At 42.0% G+C, this 17,462-nt stretch carries 10 protein-coding genes; 7 read left to right on the forward strand and 3 right to left on the reverse strand.

Going from position 1 to position 17,462, the window contains the following annotated elements; all coding sequences use genetic code 11:
* Positions 1-7 precede the first annotated feature (7 nt).
* Entirely contained in the window at positions 8-2,965 is a 2,958-nt protein-coding gene (locus QNI29_RS02175) for a UvrD-helicase domain-containing protein (RefSeq protein WP_231419126.1), read from the reverse strand.
* Between the two features lie 130 nt (positions 2,966-3,095).
* Between QNI29_RS02175 and QNI29_RS02180 the strand changes: the two genes are divergently transcribed.
* The 4 genes from QNI29_RS02180 (at position 3,096) to QNI29_RS02195 (ending at position 6,412) form a co-directional block, all read left to right on the forward strand.
* A complete protein-coding gene (locus tag QNI29_RS02180) occupies positions 3,096-3,434 on the forward strand; it encodes a hypothetical protein (protein WP_231419128.1) in 339 nt (112 codons plus the stop codon).
* 76 nt (positions 3,435-3,510) lie between these two features.
* The gene (locus QNI29_RS02185) at positions 3,511-4,488 is read left to right on the forward strand and encodes a toll/interleukin-1 receptor domain-containing protein (protein WP_231419130.1); all 978 of its coding nucleotides are present in this window, start codon (positions 3,511-3,513) and stop codon (positions 4,486-4,488) included.
* Positions 4,489-4,584: 96 nt separating this feature from the next.
* A complete protein-coding gene (locus QNI29_RS02190) occupies positions 4,585-5,577 on the forward strand; it encodes a tetratricopeptide repeat protein (RefSeq protein ID WP_231419132.1) in 993 nt (330 codons plus the stop codon).
* 46 nt (positions 5,578-5,623) lie between these two features.
* Entirely contained in the window at positions 5,624-6,412 is a 789-nt protein-coding gene (locus QNI29_RS02195; RefSeq protein ID WP_231419134.1) for a hypothetical protein, read from the forward strand.
* Between the two features lie 275 nt (positions 6,413-6,687).
* Here the strand turns inward: QNI29_RS02195 and QNI29_RS02200 are convergent, their stop codons facing one another.
* A complete protein-coding gene (locus QNI29_RS02200; RefSeq protein WP_231419135.1) occupies positions 6,688-7,593 on the reverse strand; it encodes a nuclease-related domain-containing protein in 906 nt (301 codons plus the stop codon).
* A gap of 499 nt (positions 7,594-8,092) precedes the next feature.
* On the opposite strand from QNI29_RS02200, the gene QNI29_RS02205 reads away from it, so the two are divergent.
* Positions 8,093-10,900 carry a UPF0182 family membrane protein gene (locus QNI29_RS02205; protein WP_354665922.1) on the forward strand — a complete coding sequence of 936 codons (2,808 nt, stop codon included), beginning with the start codon at positions 8,093-8,095 and terminating at the stop codon, positions 10,898-10,900.
* Positions 10,901-11,233: 333 nt separating this feature from the next.
* Here QNI29_RS02205 and metA read toward each other — a convergent pair whose 3' ends face one another.
* Positions 11,234-12,163 (reverse strand): homoserine O-acetyltransferase MetA, encoded by a 930-nt coding sequence (gene metA, locus QNI29_RS02210; RefSeq protein ID WP_231419137.1) that lies wholly within the window; start codon positions 12,161-12,163, stop codon positions 11,234-11,236.
* A 192-nt stretch (positions 12,164-12,355) separates the two neighbouring features.
* On the opposite strand from metA, the gene QNI29_RS02215 reads away from it, so the two are divergent.
* Together QNI29_RS02215 and QNI29_RS02220 are read left to right on the forward strand one after the other, a co-directional pair.
* A complete protein-coding gene (locus QNI29_RS02215) occupies positions 12,356-14,335 on the forward strand; it encodes a BMQ_0737 family morphogenetic spore coat protein (RefSeq protein WP_231419139.1) in 1,980 nt (659 codons plus the stop codon).
* A 442-nt stretch (positions 14,336-14,777) separates the two neighbouring features.
* Positions 14,778-17,348, forward strand: coding sequence for an S-layer homology domain-containing protein (locus tag QNI29_RS02220; protein ID WP_231419140.1), 2,571 nt, complete (start codon positions 14,778-14,780; stop codon positions 17,346-17,348).
* The last annotated feature ends 114 nt before the right edge of the window (positions 17,349-17,462 follow it).

The following is a 17,462-nucleotide window of genomic DNA, read 5'->3' on the forward strand; positions in this document are numbered from 1 at the left end:
CTAGATTCTACTCTATATTTTCCGTCTGACTACAAAGCGGATAGTTACTACACCCGTAGAAATATTCCCCGCTTTTATTCTTTCGTTTAGCCATAAACCCTCCACAGCGACTGCATTTCTTCTGATGCTCAAGCACACTCACATCATTAATGGTGTACCCGCACTGAGGGTAATTGCTACAGCCCACAAAGGAATCATTTCGAATGGTAAGGTCACCAGAGTGGCAGCGAGGGCATTTTAGTGTTTCTTCTGCTACATGCCCTCCTGTCTCATAAGCTATGTTGTACTCTTCTTTTAGTTCTTTCACAAATGAAGAAGGGCTTTTTTCAGGGACCAGGATGTACGTTGAGTTTTGGGTTCTTGTTATTGCTGTATAGAACAACCTGCGTTCTTCTGAGAAGAGGAACTGATCCTTCGTTTGGAGGACCCATTCTAGTACGGGATCATCTTCTATTTTGTTAGGAAAGCCCGTTTTCCCGTTCTTAGCGTTTAGAAGGATGACGTAATCAGCCTCTAATCCTTTTGATTTATGAACAGATAGGAACTGAATAGAAAGGTTCGGATATTTCTTGTACGTCACTTTACCACTCTTGTGTTGTGCATAAAAGTCAGGACTCTTCTCGAAGATGAGAATGTCGTAGTTGTTTCGCCCAAGGAGCATAATCGTTTGATTCGTTCCTTTTGCGGCTACGACTTCATCCAAGATATCTTCAAGGCGTTGAATGATTTGTCTGTTTTTAAATAAGAACATGCGTATCGGTGTTTCGTTTGTTTTATCTGATCTTAAGTTTTTCTTATATTGGCTCGGATTTTTCATTACGAATTGTCCTGCAGTATCAATGAGTTGTTGGGAGTTCCTGTAAGTCTTCTCAATTCGTAGTAGTTCGTGATCGCCAAAGTAGGCTTCAAAGTTTGTGAACAGTTCAATATCACTGCCAGCGAAGCGGTAGATCGACTGCCAATCATCACCCACACACATTACTTTCGCCCCGGTTTGTTTTCTAATGGCGTTAATGAGGTGGAAGCGACTTTGGGAGATGTCCTGGTATTCATCGACGATGATATATTTATAGGGAAACTGAGGTTTTGTTTCTTCTATAATGCTCGTTGCCCGGTTAATCATATCGTTAAAGTCAATGGCATTCTTGGAAGCAAGGCTCTTCTCGTAATAGTGATAGATCGGCTTCACCAAGGAGAAGAAGATCTCGTTTCTTTTTCTCATAAATAGGGAGAGGTTTCTTTTATTTTGCTTCTCTAACGTTTGGAAGTCTTCAGCTCCATAGCCAGATGATTTAAATAAGGTAATAAATGTTTTCACTAGCTTTTTTAAATCCTGAAAGTAGGTGTTGTTAAGGTGATCAAAGATTTGCGAGAACAACTTCTTACTGTCAATCGGCTGGAATACTACGCCTTCTTCTTTGAGCATCCTCTCTAATTCTTCTAGCAAAATCCCTTCTCGATTGTAATAAGAGTAAGTCTCTAAAAGTCTTGTTTCGTTCTCTTTGTGCAATTCCCGTTTCCATTTCAGATCCTCAAGGTAACGCTCTTCTTCAATCGCACTTAAGTGCGGAGCTCTCATATTTTCATCAATTCCAAAGTGTTCTAAGTACAGGCCATAATCATCTAAGTAAAAGTCTGGCTTATATTGTCTGTACTGTTGATTCCCTGTTAAGTATTCGTAGGGTTTCTCATAAGTATAGGAAATTCCATTTAAATAGAGGAAGTTGGCGATGATGAATTCTTCTAAACTTTTCACCGTTTCGCCCTGGTACGTCTTCTTTTGAGCCGCTAATTGGTCCGTGCTTTGCTTCACGTGTTCTTGTTGTTTATGTGCTTTACCTTTCAATGTTTCAAAGTCGAGGTTCTTGTGATATTCATGGTACTCGCCGAGCGTGTTAAAATCGCTGATATCTTTAGGGATTTTTAAATAAACGCCAAAGAAGTGCATCAGCTTATGGATGTAGTTCTTGTGTTTGTGCATCTGTTCTTTGAAAAAGGTGTGGAGAACGGCGTCCATTGAATCTTCTATATCCGGTTTCTCGTTCCCGGCTTCTGAAATGATCTCAAGGCCTAGTTTATGAAATGTCTTCACATCAATCTCAACGCCTAGTTTCTTCGCAATCCTCTCATGCATTTCACCGGCTGCTTTCTTGGTGAATGAGATAAGCAGGATTTCTTCTGGCTTTATCCCTTTTCGTTCGATCAAGTATTTCACTTTGCCTGAGATCGTTAACGTCTTCCCGCTCCCGGCTCCGGCTAGGATTAAGTTGCTATCTTCGTCTGTTACGATGGCCACTCGCTGCTGGTGGTCTAGTGATTTTCCATCGATATTATTAAAGAAGTGTTGATTGTTACGTAGTTCTTGATCGATGTAATGCTTGTTCCAATCCTTGATTTTTTCAGATAGGTTCTCGAACAGTCCATTAAACTGTTGAATGGTACGATCCGGGTGGCCTCCTTCAAAGAAGTCATAAGCGTTTTGATAAGACGAAGCCAGTAGTGATTGTTTATGAGAATGGGTGATGTAGGACTTCTTTAACAGATCGACGCGTTCCATGAATGTATAAGCTTCTACCGTATGCATGGTGATCACTTTGTTCCTGGTTTCTTGGATAGACGGTAGTTTGATTAAGAGGGAACGAATGGCCTTTTTGTGTTCATTCCGTTTTTCTTCGTAGTCTTTATAGATTGGCAGTGTTCTAAGCTGTTCCAAATGCTTATGTATAGAAGAGTTCGTGATAGCTTTTAGTGGCTGGTCTTTGAGCACTTCATTATACGTTTCTTGAAGGGTCTCGATTTGATGGTTCGTAATGATTTCGGTCTGATTCTTTAAAGCCAAAGACTTCGCCCAGAGTGACTCTTTACTGTGTTGCCATTTAGTAAGATCTTGTTTTAACGCAACTGAGAAATCTCTGTATTGTATTTTGTTTATGAATAGCTTGATTTTGTGAAATAGGTCTTGCAATGTTATTTCCACCCTTTAACATTATAGGATAAATCTATGGTAGCATAGAATTACATAGTTTTACTTTTAAAAGAGTCAATTAACCTATATGTTCTCAAGGTCTAATTGTATTTACAAGGGGGTAGGAAATGTGAAGCAAGAGATTTTAATGGTGAAGATCCATAATGGCATTAAAGAAGGAAAAAGTTATTACGAAGCTACTCGTGGGAACTGGAAGATTAATAGAAAAAGAATTGAATATATTGAATATGTTGTAGGCATTAATAAAGGAAAAGTTGTGTGTGCCTTTCAACCTTCTAAATGGTATATAGTCGAAGAAAGTCAAGAGTCTGGGCGGAGCTTTTTTGATGGCTCGCCTGTAGAGGAGAATATGCTGGCTAACTTAAAACAATCACAGGATCTATTAGTTGATAAATTTGGGCAGGGTTCTGCGGTGGCTTATGCGTTAAAGTCTGAATGTAGAAACTAGGAGGGAAAGAAGAGGCTTGATAATGTTAAAAATTAATCTGGTTTGACCTGATTAATTGAAAAAGGGTGGGTTTTAAATGACTGAGGATATTAAAAAAGTATTTGTGAGTTACAGTTGGGATGATTCTGAACATAGACAATGGGTAATGGACCTTGTGAGGAACCTAAGAAGAAATGGTGTTGATGCTACATTTGATCAATTTGAGACTCAATCAGGGACAGTTCACCTTCAAGAAATGATGATAAATAGCATGAAGGAAAATGATAAAGTAATTATTGTATTAACACAGGATTACGCTGAGAGAGCTGAATCAATGCAAGGAGGAGTTGGTTTTGAGACTAGATTAAGTTTACATGAGTTACAAGACAATCCTCATAAGTTTATATTTTTATTAAGAGGCGGAAATTTTGAAGAATCAATTCCTTACCATTTAAAAGGTTATTATGTAATAACTTTTACTGATGTTGAGATGTATGAAGAAAAGTTTAAAGAACTTCTTCATCGTATTGAAAATGTGCCCTTGTATGAAGTGAATCCAATTGGCCCGAAGCCAAACCTATCTCCTCAGAAGGCAATAATGGAAGCTTCTAAGGGTGGTTCAGATAATCGTTTTACGGGGAGCGATTTTCAGTTAAACAGGGAAGTAACTGATTTAGATAAAGAAAAATTCTTAGCCAACAGTTATACTGAAATGAAAGATTTGTTTACTGAACTATTTGCCCATATAAGAAGTCAGAACTCTGGATTTGATTATAATCTAGAAAACTTTGGAGATAAAAAGCATATTTTCAAGCTATATGATAGAGGAAGTTATCAAACGGGCATTAAAATGTGGTTAGGCGGAGGTTTTATGAAGGGTATTAACTTATACTATGGAGTGCATTTGGATCCGTCTTCCGATAATGCCTATAATGAAACCTTACAATGTGAAGAGATAGATGGTGTTTTATATCTTAAAATGACAATGAACACCTTTGGCGATATAGAGAAGGGAAATCCTAAGGCGCTTGTAGAAGAAATTTGGCAAAACCACTTATACCATTACTTCAAATAACTATTTATATTAAAAATTATTTCACTATATAAATTTAAAAAGATATGCTCATATAATTATGCTAGTCACTATAAACCTTGATGAGGAGTTATGCCTTTGGAGACCATCCAACAACTAACCCAACAACTCCACGACTGGGAAAACATGCAGGGCATTGATGAAGAAGAGGAAGAGCAGGAGTGGATTGGTGCGGGGATTGCTCTTTACGAGAAGATCATCAAAGTAGATAAAGAGAATAAAAGCGACTATCTACAGGAGCTCTCAAGACTTTATCTGAACTATGGAAGAAATGAAAAGATGAAGTTTTCTAATTTCACACGTGCGGTGCGTCATTTAAAGCAAGCTGTCTATATTGATCCAGAAGATCCGAGGCCTTGCTACCATCTTTCTTTTTTGTTGATGCGCCAAGATCATCCTGAAGGAGCGCTTTTTTACGCGGAGCGTGCCCTTAAGCTTGGACTTGATGATAAACAGACTTATAAACTGTTTTGTAATATGGCCCTCGGTTATTACAAACTGCTTTTACTTAAAGAATCATATGGTTACTTACTTAAAGTAGAAGAGAAGGCAAAGCAGGATCCGGTTCTCGGAGCGTTCTTAAAACCGTATCAAGCGACTATCAAAGGTTCTAAAAAGAAGGGATATGTTCCTCTTTCTGAACAACATGGAACGATTGTGGAAACAGAGGATGAATTGGAGGATCGTGTATCTGGTGGAGAATGCGTTGTCTTGATGATCCACCCTTACCGAACAGAACTTAACGGGGAAGAGGAGTGCGTCAGTTTTTCTTCCGTAAACGCGCAGATTTTAGAAGCGATCCTGTTGAGTGAGGGAGGCCTCACTGTGACTCAGATCTCTGGAGTTCTGTGGGGGTATAACGCAGTCGAAATGTCCCCTTCTTATGTCCCAAGGATGATGAACAAGATTCGTTCTGATCTCAAGAAAGCCACAGGGATCGATGGAAAGAAGCTTCTTAAGACAGACGGAAATTTATACGTTTGGGATCACACTATTTTAAAAGGAAACATCCATTATAAGAATCATAAGCGATCTGGTTCCAGGTCAAGAGAGGGGATTACAATTTTGTAATCCTCTTTCTTTTATACTAAGGGTAATAAATGAGGAGGCGATGGATATGAAGTCAAATTTATTATCTCTTGAAATGATGAATGGGCAGGAAAGGTTACACGAGGCACTTGAGATGAGAGGGTTTCTAGTCAAGAAGGAAGGACCGTTCTTAATGTTAGCAAGTGGAAGTTCAAAGAGGGACCTTAGGAGTTTGAAAATGCTTTTAAACAAACTGCATATCCCAATCTTCTGGAATGGCGATCGTTTTCAACTGCTTACGAACAAGTTTCCAGTCATGATGATGAAGAAAATCACAGAGCACCGCGGGGAAGAGTTTCCTGTCAGTATGGAAGGGTATCATTTCAGATGGAGAGCATTCGTTAACCGGAAGAATGGACTTAAGGTAGATGCATTAGACCTGGACCCGCACATTGCATGCTTCGTTAAAGCAGTGAACGAGGCGGGAATCCCTTGCCTGGCGGGATGTGATGGTCATTTGAAACATGCGCCTAACCTTCAGTTCTCCGGCGTATATAGTGGAGCGTGGTTTCAGATTATCCAAGAGCAGTATCTTAGCGAATTTGAGCTGAACTATACCTGGAACGTAGAATTTAAAGGCGGTTCAGGCTCACGACTCGTTGCTAGTAAAGCGCGCAACGAACGTTGGGATCGTCATAAAATTTATGAGGATACGTTAAAGATGGCGTACAAATTGAAAGAGCATGCTGATGAGATAAAGAAAAGGAAAGCGAGCAGCTTTAAGCGTAATGCCGGGATGAAGGAAGAGGCAGAAGGATTGCGTACGGATGGTCGCTTTGAGGAGTTGGTGGATTGGATGGAGCGGTTGAGTAACTGAGTCGTTGTCTTGAGGAGCAGTGTATATCTTCCCTTTTGAAGAGAATAGAGGTCAAAAAGGTCACAGATTCGTTTAATCTGTGACCTTTTATTGCGTTTAAAGGCTTGAAAGGTAAGAGAGGAAGGCTATCAATGACCTTTTGAGAGATTTATGTGCTGAAAAGGGAAGAGAAGGACTCTCTCTGTTCCTTTTTCGGAGTATGGTAGAGGCAAAAGGGAACAGAAGCGCCAGGGCGGGACTGGGTACCTGACACCCCGTCCCGCCGCTCCCCGGCCCTATTCAAAATACGCCCACTGATTCACGCTTTTCATCGTAAAATGCTTCTGCAGAACGCTTCTAATCCTCTTGAGACTTCCAAGCTGCCCGCACCATTCATAAACGATTTGTGTCTTGATTTTCTCTTCAGGAAACAGCAACTGTAATTCTTCAACGCTTCGCAAGATCGCTTGGCTGGATTTTTCTTTGGCACCACAGCTCTTGCATATACACTTATGACCCTCAACCTCAACGGATAAGGAAGAGCATTGGAGGCAGGTAATCCCTTTTCGTAAATTATCAAATGTATAAGAAGGTGTTTCATTTAAGGAAGAATCAGTGATGTGGAGCGCATGGAGCTCTTCTGCTAATTTCTTATGGAAAGAGGTTAGTGGAGAAGAGGTCTTCAGTTGGTCTAGAAAAGATGTTAACTGTGTTGGGAATATGATGGTTGGTGTGAGTGGTGCTTGGTAAAGGTGGAAATGGGGATTGATAAAGATGACATACCCTTCGATAGGGAGGGTGTATCCTTGTGATTTTAACAGTTGACCTAGTAATGAGGTAGCTCTTTGCAGCTGGTGGAGAGGGTTTAGAATCTCGTTTTTCGGTAAACGGTAGAATTGATTGTCTTCGTAAATAAAGTCCCCTTCATAATTCTTAATTTCAAAGAGATAGATTTTCTCAGAAGTAATCATAAGCGTATCGATTTGAAACGTCGTGTTTTGTTTTTTGAGTAAGAGGTCGTGAAGTAAATAAGCTTCATTGGCGAGAGGTTCTATAAAATGATCGAATCGTTGTTCTCCTTCGAATCCTTTCAGCCAGCGGGCATAATCGCTGCTTGCTTTGGAGGATAGAGAAGTTCTTTTTTGTAGGGTTTCTAGAATGGTTAAGTGGGAAGGTTTCGTTCGAGGTTTGTATAGCGGCATTTCTTCATTCCTTTCTTGAAGAGGCTAACTAGAGTATAGCACATGGGCTTATCGGGCGTCTGATCTATTACCTTTTAGAGAGAAGATCTTTCAAAAAGGGAAGAGAGGGGGCTGATCTGTGACCTTTTGATAGATAAAAGCGTTCAAAAGGTAAGAGATAGGGGCAATCAGTGACATTTTACTACTTAAAAGCCTTCAAAAAGTAACAGAAGACCGTTATCTATGACCTTTTCCTAACAAAAAGCCATCAAAAGGTAACAGACTCCCCAGGCGGGACTGGGTACCTGACACCGCGTCCCGCCTCACACCTCCCGCGCCCGACACCCCTTCCAAACACCGCAAGACCCCGATCTAAAAAATTGATCAAACGTTTGATCAACACAAACATTAGCACTATGATTGAAGTCCCACGAGCATTTCGTTATATTCAATATAGATTCACGAAACATTTTAGAACCTCAATCGTATAGTTAGATAGAGAGAAAAAGGAGGCGATGGTTTGGATAATGAAACAAGTAATGTCAGAGGGTTTCCCTCTGGTGGGAATAAAAAGATGAAAAAGTTTGGCGGATGGTTTGGGAAAATTGCGCTTGTCGTGGTTGTTCTCTTGGTTCTCACCCTCTTGTCTCTAAGCTGGATTACAGAGTACATATGGATGGGGAGTGTGGGCTACCAGGATTCCTACATGACGATTTTAACAAGCAAGTTTATGCTTGGAATCGTTGGTTTTATCCTGTTTGCTGTCTGTACGTATATTACGTTTAGTTGGGTAAGGAAATCGTATTTAAGGCACTTTACGGAAGGGCAGCTGCCAACTCTTGTAACGAGTAAAAAGTGGAGTCGCTCATTGGTTCTTCTTCTGGCCTTAATCATCGGTCTAATCGGAAGTACAATTGTACAGGGGATAGGATGGGAACCATGGCTTAAGTTCTTAAATTACGAGCCGTTTGGTGTGAGCGATCCCCATTTTGATCGCGATGTGTCATTCTACATGTTCGTATTACCATTCATTGAATTTGCACTATCCACTGTGCTTGGTCTTGCGATTTTCTTCTTATTTGTGGAAATCGGATTGTATTCCGTCTTCACTATGTATCGCACAAGCCGAACAGCGCAAGTCCATCTTGGTACGACGCTTGCGATTATTGGTGTTCTTCTTGCAGCGCAGCACGTGTTTGAACCGTTTTATTCACTTCTAACAAATCGAGTGAACGTAGCGCAACAAAGTGTTGTCCATGGTTTAAGCTACACCGATGATGTCATTAACAATCCAGCCTCATACGTGCTAGCTGGTGTGGCCCTCTTAGGAACAATTTGGGTCATTATTTCGCTGTTCCGCGGCAAATGGAAGAGCATGATTCTGCCGATTATTTTGTATATCGTTGTAGGGATTGTAGCGCAGGGGGCTTCGATGATTGTTCAGAACTTCGTTGTATCGCCAAATGAATTCTCGAAAGAGCGTCCGTATTTGGAAGAGAACCTGGCTATGACCAGGACGGCTTATGAGCTTGAAGATATGACAGAAGCTCAGCACCCGGGAGCAGATACGCTAGACCGGGAAATGGTAGAACGGAATCAGGATACCATTAATAATGTGCGCATTAACGATAGTCGTCCGATTTTGGATGTGTACAATCAGCTTCAAACGTTCCGTACGTATTATGAATTTAATGATATCGATATTGATCGTTACAACATTGACGGGGAGTATCAGCAAGTCTTCCTTGGTGCCCGTGAGCTGAATACATCAGACTTACCGTCCCAAGCTCAGACGTGGGTGAACCAAAACCTTCGTTATACGCACGGGTACGGGCTTGCAATGAGTAATGTGCATGAAATTACCCCACAAGGGCAGCCGGAATACATGGTTCAGAACTTGCCTCCACAAGGGGAACTTGAGATTACACGACCTCAGGTGTACTTCGGGGAAGAGCAATATGACACGGTTGTTGTAAATAGTGGAGTCGACGAGTTTGATTACCCTTCTGGTGATGAGAACAAGTCGAACCGATTTGAAGCAGACACAGGAATCCCGCTTTTAGGTATTAATCGCGCGCTCTTTGCACTTGATGAAGGGTCGTTCCGTTTATTCGTGTCAGATCAAGTAACAGGTGACAGTCAAATGCTTCAGACGCGAAACATTATGGATCGCGTTGAGCGCATTGCTCCGTTTCTTCAGTATGATGAAGATCCGTATATTTTCGTAAGAGATGATGGCACGATGGCCTGGATGATTGATGCATATGTAACAGAAAGCAATTATCCGTATTCGGAAGCCTATGAAGGTAGCAAAAACTATATTCGTAACTCTGTTAAAGTAACAGTGGATGCTTATACAGGGGAAACGACGTTCTACGTTGTTGATCCTGATGAACCGCTCCTTCAGACATACAGAAACATCTTCCCGGAACTGTTCACAGAAGAGGTACCAGAAGATGTGCGTAATCACTTCCGTTATCCAATCGACCTATTCAAGGTTCAGTCTCAGCTTTATCAGACGTACCACATGACGAATCTTGAAGTCTTCTATAACCGCGAGGACTACTGGGAGATTCCGACGGAGAAATACTTCAACGAAGATGTAACGATGGAACCGTACTACGTGACCATGCGTCTTCCTGAAGCAGAGGAAGAGGAATTCGTTCTAATGACGCCATTTACACCACGAAATCGTCAAAATATGATCGCCTGGATGGGCGTCCGAAACGATGGTGATAACTACGGTGATATGATGGTTTATGAATTCCCTAAACAAGAAAACGTCTATGGGCCGCAGCAGATTGAGAACCGGATTAACCAGGATAGTGATATATCTCAGCAGTTGAACCTCTGGTCTCAAGGTGGCTCTGAAGTTATCCGCGGGAACTTACTCGTTCTGCCGATTGAGGATACCATCCTTTATGCGGAACCGATCTATATCAAATCATCCAATGAAACGTCTCTACCAGAAGTGAAGCAGGTGATTGTCGCTTATCAGAACCAGATTGTGATGGAGCCGACCTTTGACCGTGCTTTAGAAGTCTTGTTATCCCGCATTGATCCGGACAGCGAAGCGCCGGAAGGAGAAGGGGAGCAAGGAGAGACGCCTGATACAGGTGAGATGCTTGAATCGAGCCAAGTGCTTCAGCAAGTATCCGACCTATTCGATCAGTATCAGGAACAAACGTCAGAAGGAAATTATCAAGAAGCCGGGCGAATTATGGAAGAGATTCAGTCTCTACTTGAGGAAGCTCAACAAGAGCAACAACCTTCAGAGCCAACAGAGGTTGAAGGTGAAGAAGAGTCAACGGATAGTCCGGAAGAATAAAGAAGAGAATGCCTGCCCCCTTGATTGGGGCAGGCATTTTTTGTGGGAGTTGTGGGCCCGGTCCCTTGTCCCTTTTGGATACTTGATCTGTGACATTTCAAGATAAATCAAAGACAAAAAGGTCACAGATCTAGCCGATCTGTGACCTTTTGTTGCACTTAAAAGCTTAAAAGGGAAGAGAAGAGGGCGATCTATGACCTTTTCATGGTTTTAGAAGCCTAAAAGGTAACAGAAGCCCGCTCTCTGTTCCCTTTTCTAAGTGAAATGGATGCGAAAGGTAACAGAGGCACTCGACTGGGACGAGGGACCTGACCCCGATTCCCGCGCTATCGCTTAAATACTCCAAGAATCCACCGAGTCCCACTCATAAGGAGTCTCCTGATAGACACAATAATTCAACCAATTCGAAAATAGCAAATAAGCTTGTGATCGCCAGCGGTTGAGCGGTTTCTGATCTGGATCATCGTTTGGATAATATCCTGTTGGGACGTTCACATCGAGTCCCTTTGCCACATCCCGCTCATATTCTTCTGCGAGCGTCGTCGACTCATACTCAATATGCCCTGTAATCATGACGTGCTTCTCATCTTTTGACATCATTAATAGCGCTCCAGCTTCCTTCGAAGAGGCGAGTAACGTCAATTGATCGTTTGCGAGAATCTCTTCTTCTGATACATCGGTGTAGCGTGAATGGGGGGCCAGAAAGGCATCATCCATTCCACGGACTAATTTATTCGTTTCATTCATAATACGGTGTTGAAAGACGCCGGATATTTTCTCAGGAAGTTCATATTTCCGAATCCCGTAATGGTGATACAGTGCGGCCTGTGCACCCCAACAAATGTGCAGAACAGAGGTAACGTTCGTTTTTGTCCATTCCATAATTTGAGTGAGTTCTTCCCAGTAAGCTACCTCTTCAAAAGGCAGCTGCTCGACAGGGGCCCCTGTAATGATCATTCCATCATAGTTCTTTTCTTTGATTTCGTCATACGTTTTGTAGAACTGTGATAAATGAGATTTACTAATATTTTTGGATTCATATGTAGATGTGTGAATGAATTCGACGTTTACTTGTAATGGGGAATTACTGAGTAAACGTAACAATTGGCGTTCGGTTTTCTCTTTCTCTGGCATTAGGTTCAAGATGAGAATATTCAACGGTCGAATATCCTGCTTACTAGCACGAGGGTCTTCCATGAGGAAGATGTTTTCTTTCTCTAAAATGTCTTTAGCCGGTAGTGTCTCAGGTATATTAATAGGCATATGCATTCACCCCTTATCTAAACTTTTTCAATATTTCATCTATTATAACAAAAGAATATGATCCTACCACATGAAAATTCTTAGGCGGTGAGGCTTCTCCACCCATTCGTCCCTACCGTAAAAAGGGCGTACCCGTCCCTTCTAACCTTAATAAACTAATAGTGTCATTCTAGAAAGATTGGAGGCAAAAAGATGAATCCTGATATTTGTTTTTTGATTGAGAATGGAGCGACTGTGAGTTGTTTCTTGTCAGATGAAGAGGGGAACCCTGTGCGTACTGATGCGATAACATGTGAGGAAGTGGGGGATCGTGAGGATGTTCTATATACCCTGCCTGACGGACAAGAAGTGACATTACAGAATGTCTTTATTCAGAAACAAGGTTTCGTTGTAGTCGAAATCAATGGAGAAGACGGCGGGTGTTTGTCTAATCCGATTCCTTTTATGCTATTCGAACAACTGCTCCTTTGTGCACCACAGGGAACTGAAGTTGAATGTGAGGCAACGAAATTTAGATGTAGGGCAAGTGTTGTCTGTCGCAATGGTGAATTTATTTCGGTTAAATTGTGGATTGAAACGTGCCAGAATGTGCAAGTGGTGGCGGAAACTTGCCTCGAAATAGAAGGGAGGGTATGTGCCCCGAGGCCGCTGATGGAACCGGAGCAAACGTGTTTGCCGCTTACTAAAAAATCTTCTAAACCAATGATCTCTGGTACTTGGAAATCCCCTTCACAGAAATATCCTCATGCTATCCGCGCAAACAAGGTCTATGACTGGGTCATTTTTAACCAGAAAGAGGAGCGAACGATCCCTGCTGATGAGGTTGATTTTACTTGTTCACCGTGTGAGGTTGGGTTGTTTGTACCCGCTACGATTATTTGTAGCCGTGAACTGTCTGGAAATGTGAGGTGTGGTGGAGCACCAATCGTGGGGGCTGAGGTAACGTTATCCTCTGATTCTGTCCGTGTGACTTTTGATATGAATCCAGTCTATACAGATGAGCATGGAAACTTTACAGTGGTGGCAAATGTAGAAGTTGGAGTTCCTGAAGATGCTACTATTACAGCCACTACTACCATTGATGAAGTGGAGTATTCGATTACCCTGCCTACGAAAATCTCCTGTCGTTCGGAAGAATGTGTATTGTTCGTATTTGAGCCTGATCTTCTTGAGTGTAATGGGGTACTAGAAGGTAGAGTTAGGTGTGGGGAGACCTTGATTGAAGGGGCTGTAGTAACCTTTAATAGCAATGACACAAACGTTACAGTGACCCCTGATTCGGACACTACAGGCACAAATGGAAACTTCCTAGTCGGTTTATCTGCAACTCCTGGAACTTCTGGAGCGGCAACTATTACAGTTACCGCCTCATTCGATGGAAATGTACTGATGCAAGATGTACTTGTTAATTATAACTGTCCTAGTCAAACATGTAGTCTTACACTTGACCCTCTGCCTGCGCTCATTACGTGTACGGGTAATATAAGTGGAAACATTAGCTGTGGAAACGTAGGTCAGGAAGGTGTAGAGATTACTTTTACAGCTATTCCTAGCGTTGTTACGATTCCACCGACTATGTCGGATGTAAATGGTGATTTTGAAGCACCTATAACAGTACTTGAGGGTATTGATAACACATCCGTTCTTATTACGGTTAATGCTGAAGGGTTAGGAGTATCGATGTCAGTAGGGACAAATGTAATTTGCTTACCTCCTGAATGCCCATGTAAATTCCGTATTGGAATAGCTGGCAATAGCGCCAGGGCAACAGTTAACGTGGTGGATAATGGAACTCCTCGAACACTTACAGGTGATATTAATGTATCCTCTGTTCAATGCTTTATAGCTGGTCCTGGATGTAACCCGGCAGTAGATAACTTTAACGTGACGTTTGGTGGTAATCAAGGAAGAACGATTAACTTTATTGGTGGTAGAAGAATTATAATTTCGTGCGAAGACAATACTGTAGCCAGAGTCTTCGGAACTGCACGAGCTCAAGGGAATGTATTTACAGGAATATTCGAAGTCACGATTGAACTTACGATTGGAGCGGGTAACATTGGTACATGGGTGGTAGAAGCGAATGATGTCTTTGGAAATTCATTTGAAACAACGTTCACTGCACCTATTAGTCCAATTACCTTTATTGGGGATTGTGATGATATTCCTTAAAATATGAAGATAAAAGCGCCTGGTGTGAATCAGACGCTTTTTTTGTGTTGCTAGGGGACTGACTGGTTCCTTGTCCCAATTTCTCCTGAGGTGATGAGAAATGAGTAGAATCTATGCCCTTTTAACAAAAATAACGGTTGAAAAGGTCACAGACCCAGCCGATCTGTGACCTTTTTCAATAGTTAGGAGTTCAAAAGGTAATAGAGGAAGGGTCTCTCTTCCCTTTTCAGAGTTTTGAAGACTCAAAAGGTAACAGAAGACCGCTATCTGTGCCCTTTTCTTACTAAAATAGCTTCAAAAGGGAACAGATGCGACCAGCTGGGACGAGGGACGTGACCCCCTGGCCCTGAATTTGATAAAAATCCCATCCCATATTCTCCTCTATATTATGTTAAGATTACAAATGTTACAGAATCATTACATACACCAAGGAGGCACATCATTGAGATTAAGATCTATTATTGTAGCCCTCATCGTAGGACTACTTTTTCTGACTTCAACAGAACGGGTCATTGCTGAAGAGGATCAGGATTTTCAGGACCTTGTTCGTTTCGATGAAGAGATTCATTATTTAAGAGATTCAGGAGTTGTGAACGGGTTTACGGACACGCTCTTCTACCCAAAGGCACCGATTAAACGAATTGATGCTGTTCGAATGATTATGCGTGAATTGGATCCCGATTTAGAAACTGTTGAAGACCCTGGATTTACGGATGTATCGAAGGACCATGATGCTTATAAAGCAGTTGCAAAAGCAAAAGAGCTTGGCATTATTGACGGAATGGGCGACGGGACCTTTCAACCGGAAGGGAAACTGACTCGCGCTCAAATGGCTAAAATTCTTGTGAATGCGTATAAGCTGGAAGGAACGTATGAAGAGTCGTTTGAAGACCTTTCAGAAGATTACTGGGGCTACTCGTATATCAGCACCCTTGCCCATCATAAGATTACGATTGGGTATACGGACGGAACGTTTCGCCCAACCAAAGAAATCAGTCGCCAGAATTTCTCGGCGTTCTTAGCCAGGCATTTAAATGATTACTTTAAACCGAATCAGGAAACACCGGAGCTAAGCGTCGAAGCGGTAAACAATACAACTGTAAGACTAACGTTCGATCAGCCCGTGAGCCATGTGAAAACCTCAGGTGCGATTGAAGGAATTCGCTATGGAATGGATGTAAAAGGCTATGAGTCCATTACGAAAGTAAACGACTCGGTTTATGAGGTTCATTTCCCATTCCCTTTATATGAGTACCAGGAGTTCATGATCGATTATGGACAGATCACACAAGGAACGACGTTTATAGAAGATGAAGATGGCAATCCACTGCGCGGCGGGGTTTACCCATTCTCTCATGAGGATACAACTCCTCCGGAAGTAACGGGAATGACATATAAAGATCAGAATGAAATCGTTGTGAGCTTCTCAGAGCAGGTTCAAGAGCTACAAGCAGGAGATCATATTCGCTATGCACTATCATCGGAAGAGCATGGAAATATGGCGATTAACCATGCGACGTTAAATGAAAAAGGGGATAAAGTAACCCTTGAAACAGCTTCTTCCCTAACTGGTAGCCAGACGTTTACCCTGTTTGTAAATGGGATTGTCGATTATTCTCAAAACGAGAATGAAATGGAGCCTCAATCGATTACAGAAACATTTTCAAGCATGGAGAAAGCTCCATTGGTAGATTTCACGTGGCTTTCACCAGATTCAACCGATGTTTCTCTACAAGATTCTCAAACAGCCTATATTCTGTTTGTAGAAGAAATGGAAGAGAGCGCATTATTAGATCAGAGTCATTATAACGTTCAGACAAAAGACGGGGATAGGCTTTCGGCTGATGAGTTTACCCTTTCTCATGTAGCGGATCATCAAGGAGTCTTAATTGAATCCAAAAATGATTCGATTGCCGGAGGCACAGTAGTCGTTTCAGGTATTCCTAACCACAGTGGTCAGGTTATGAGAGAGACGACAGCTCATATTCCAGAGCAACCAACTAAACCAGCCCTTGAGGATATTGTGATTGATGACGATGGACATATCCACCTTCGCTTTAACCAAAAGCTAAAAGAAGCTGATTTCCGCGATTTCGCCGTTTCTGTAAATGATGAGCCTTATCGGGAGACGGAAATGAGCATGAGCACTTTAACCAACAAGCGTGGTAAAGGAACGATTAACCTGTATCCTCTTCTGCCCATAGACGAGAGCGAAATCGCAGATGGACTTCTGCGTGTGCAATCTGTACAGAATGCAGCGGTGGACCCATCAACTCAAGAAGAGACCTCAGGTACGAAAACTCTTCTAGGCGAACAGGTTGATTTGGAACCTGTCGTTGTACTAGACAGTAGCAAACCAAAGTTAATGCGCAAGCCCGATTCTATTGCAACACGAGACTTTAATGAGAATGGAAACATCGATCATATCCAGCTATTCTTCCAAGAGCCAATCGATCCAAACTCTGTGCATAAGGATCAGTTCGAGGTTGAAGGATATACCATTACGGATGTGAAAGTCGGCGGTAGGGTAACGGATTACGAAGAGCTCGATTCTTACACGGCAGACCGACTTGTTCAGATCACCGTTCAGGAATTAGAAGAGGTTGATGGATATAAACAGCCGAAAGTAACGGTCCGAGAAGGATTGAGAGATCTGGCTGGGAATGTCTTCGATGGTGTGGAAAACAAAGAAGCAAAAGACCGCGTTCAACCGATGATTTTTGTAGTCGGGGATCAGGCAAACGATACGGTAACGGTTATATTCTCAGAGCCTATTGGTTCTGGAATTGAAGAGGTTCACCTATCAGACGGTGCTATCTATGACACGTCGACCGCAATCAAGCTCTATAATGAAGGCTTCGAAGACCCTATAGGCCTTGCCTTTGAGACGATTGCAGTAGATGATCTTTATTCGGTGGAGTATATCATTGAGCCGAATACGATCACAGATGTTCACGGCAACTATGTAGAAGAAGGTACCTATCCAATCTATCCAATAGAGAATATGCAGTAAAAGAAACATGTAGCCTTATTAGGCTGCATGTTTTTTAATTGATCAAACGTTTGATCAAGAGGAATTTATCATGCGGTTGTCTAGAGTTGTCCATGTGTTTGAGGTCAGGATCTA

The sequence above is a fragment of the Pontibacillus chungwhensis genome, assembly GCF_030166655.1.
Lineage (GTDB): Bacteria > Bacillota > Bacilli > Bacillales > BH030062 > Pontibacillus.

What these genes read in the sequence shown, in the direction of transcription:
- QNI29_RS02185 (WP_231419130.1), top strand. Translation starts at nt 3,511, where the DNA reads ATGACTGAGGATATTAAAAAAGTATTTGTGAGTTACAGTTGGGATGAT.
- QNI29_RS02195 (WP_231419134.1), top strand. Translation starts at nt 5,624, where the DNA reads ATGAAGTCAAATTTATTATCTCTTGAAATGATGAATGGGCAGGAAAGG.
- QNI29_RS02200 (WP_231419135.1), bottom strand. Translation starts at nt 7,593, where the DNA reads ATGCCGCTATACAAACCTCGAACGAAACCTTCCCACTTAACCATTCTA.
- metA (WP_231419137.1), bottom strand. Translation starts at nt 12,163, where the DNA reads ATGCCTATTAATATACCTGAGACACTACCGGCTAAAGACATTTTAGAG.
- QNI29_RS02215 (WP_231419139.1), top strand. Translation starts at nt 12,356, where the DNA reads ATGAATCCTGATATTTGTTTTTTGATTGAGAATGGAGCGACTGTGAGT.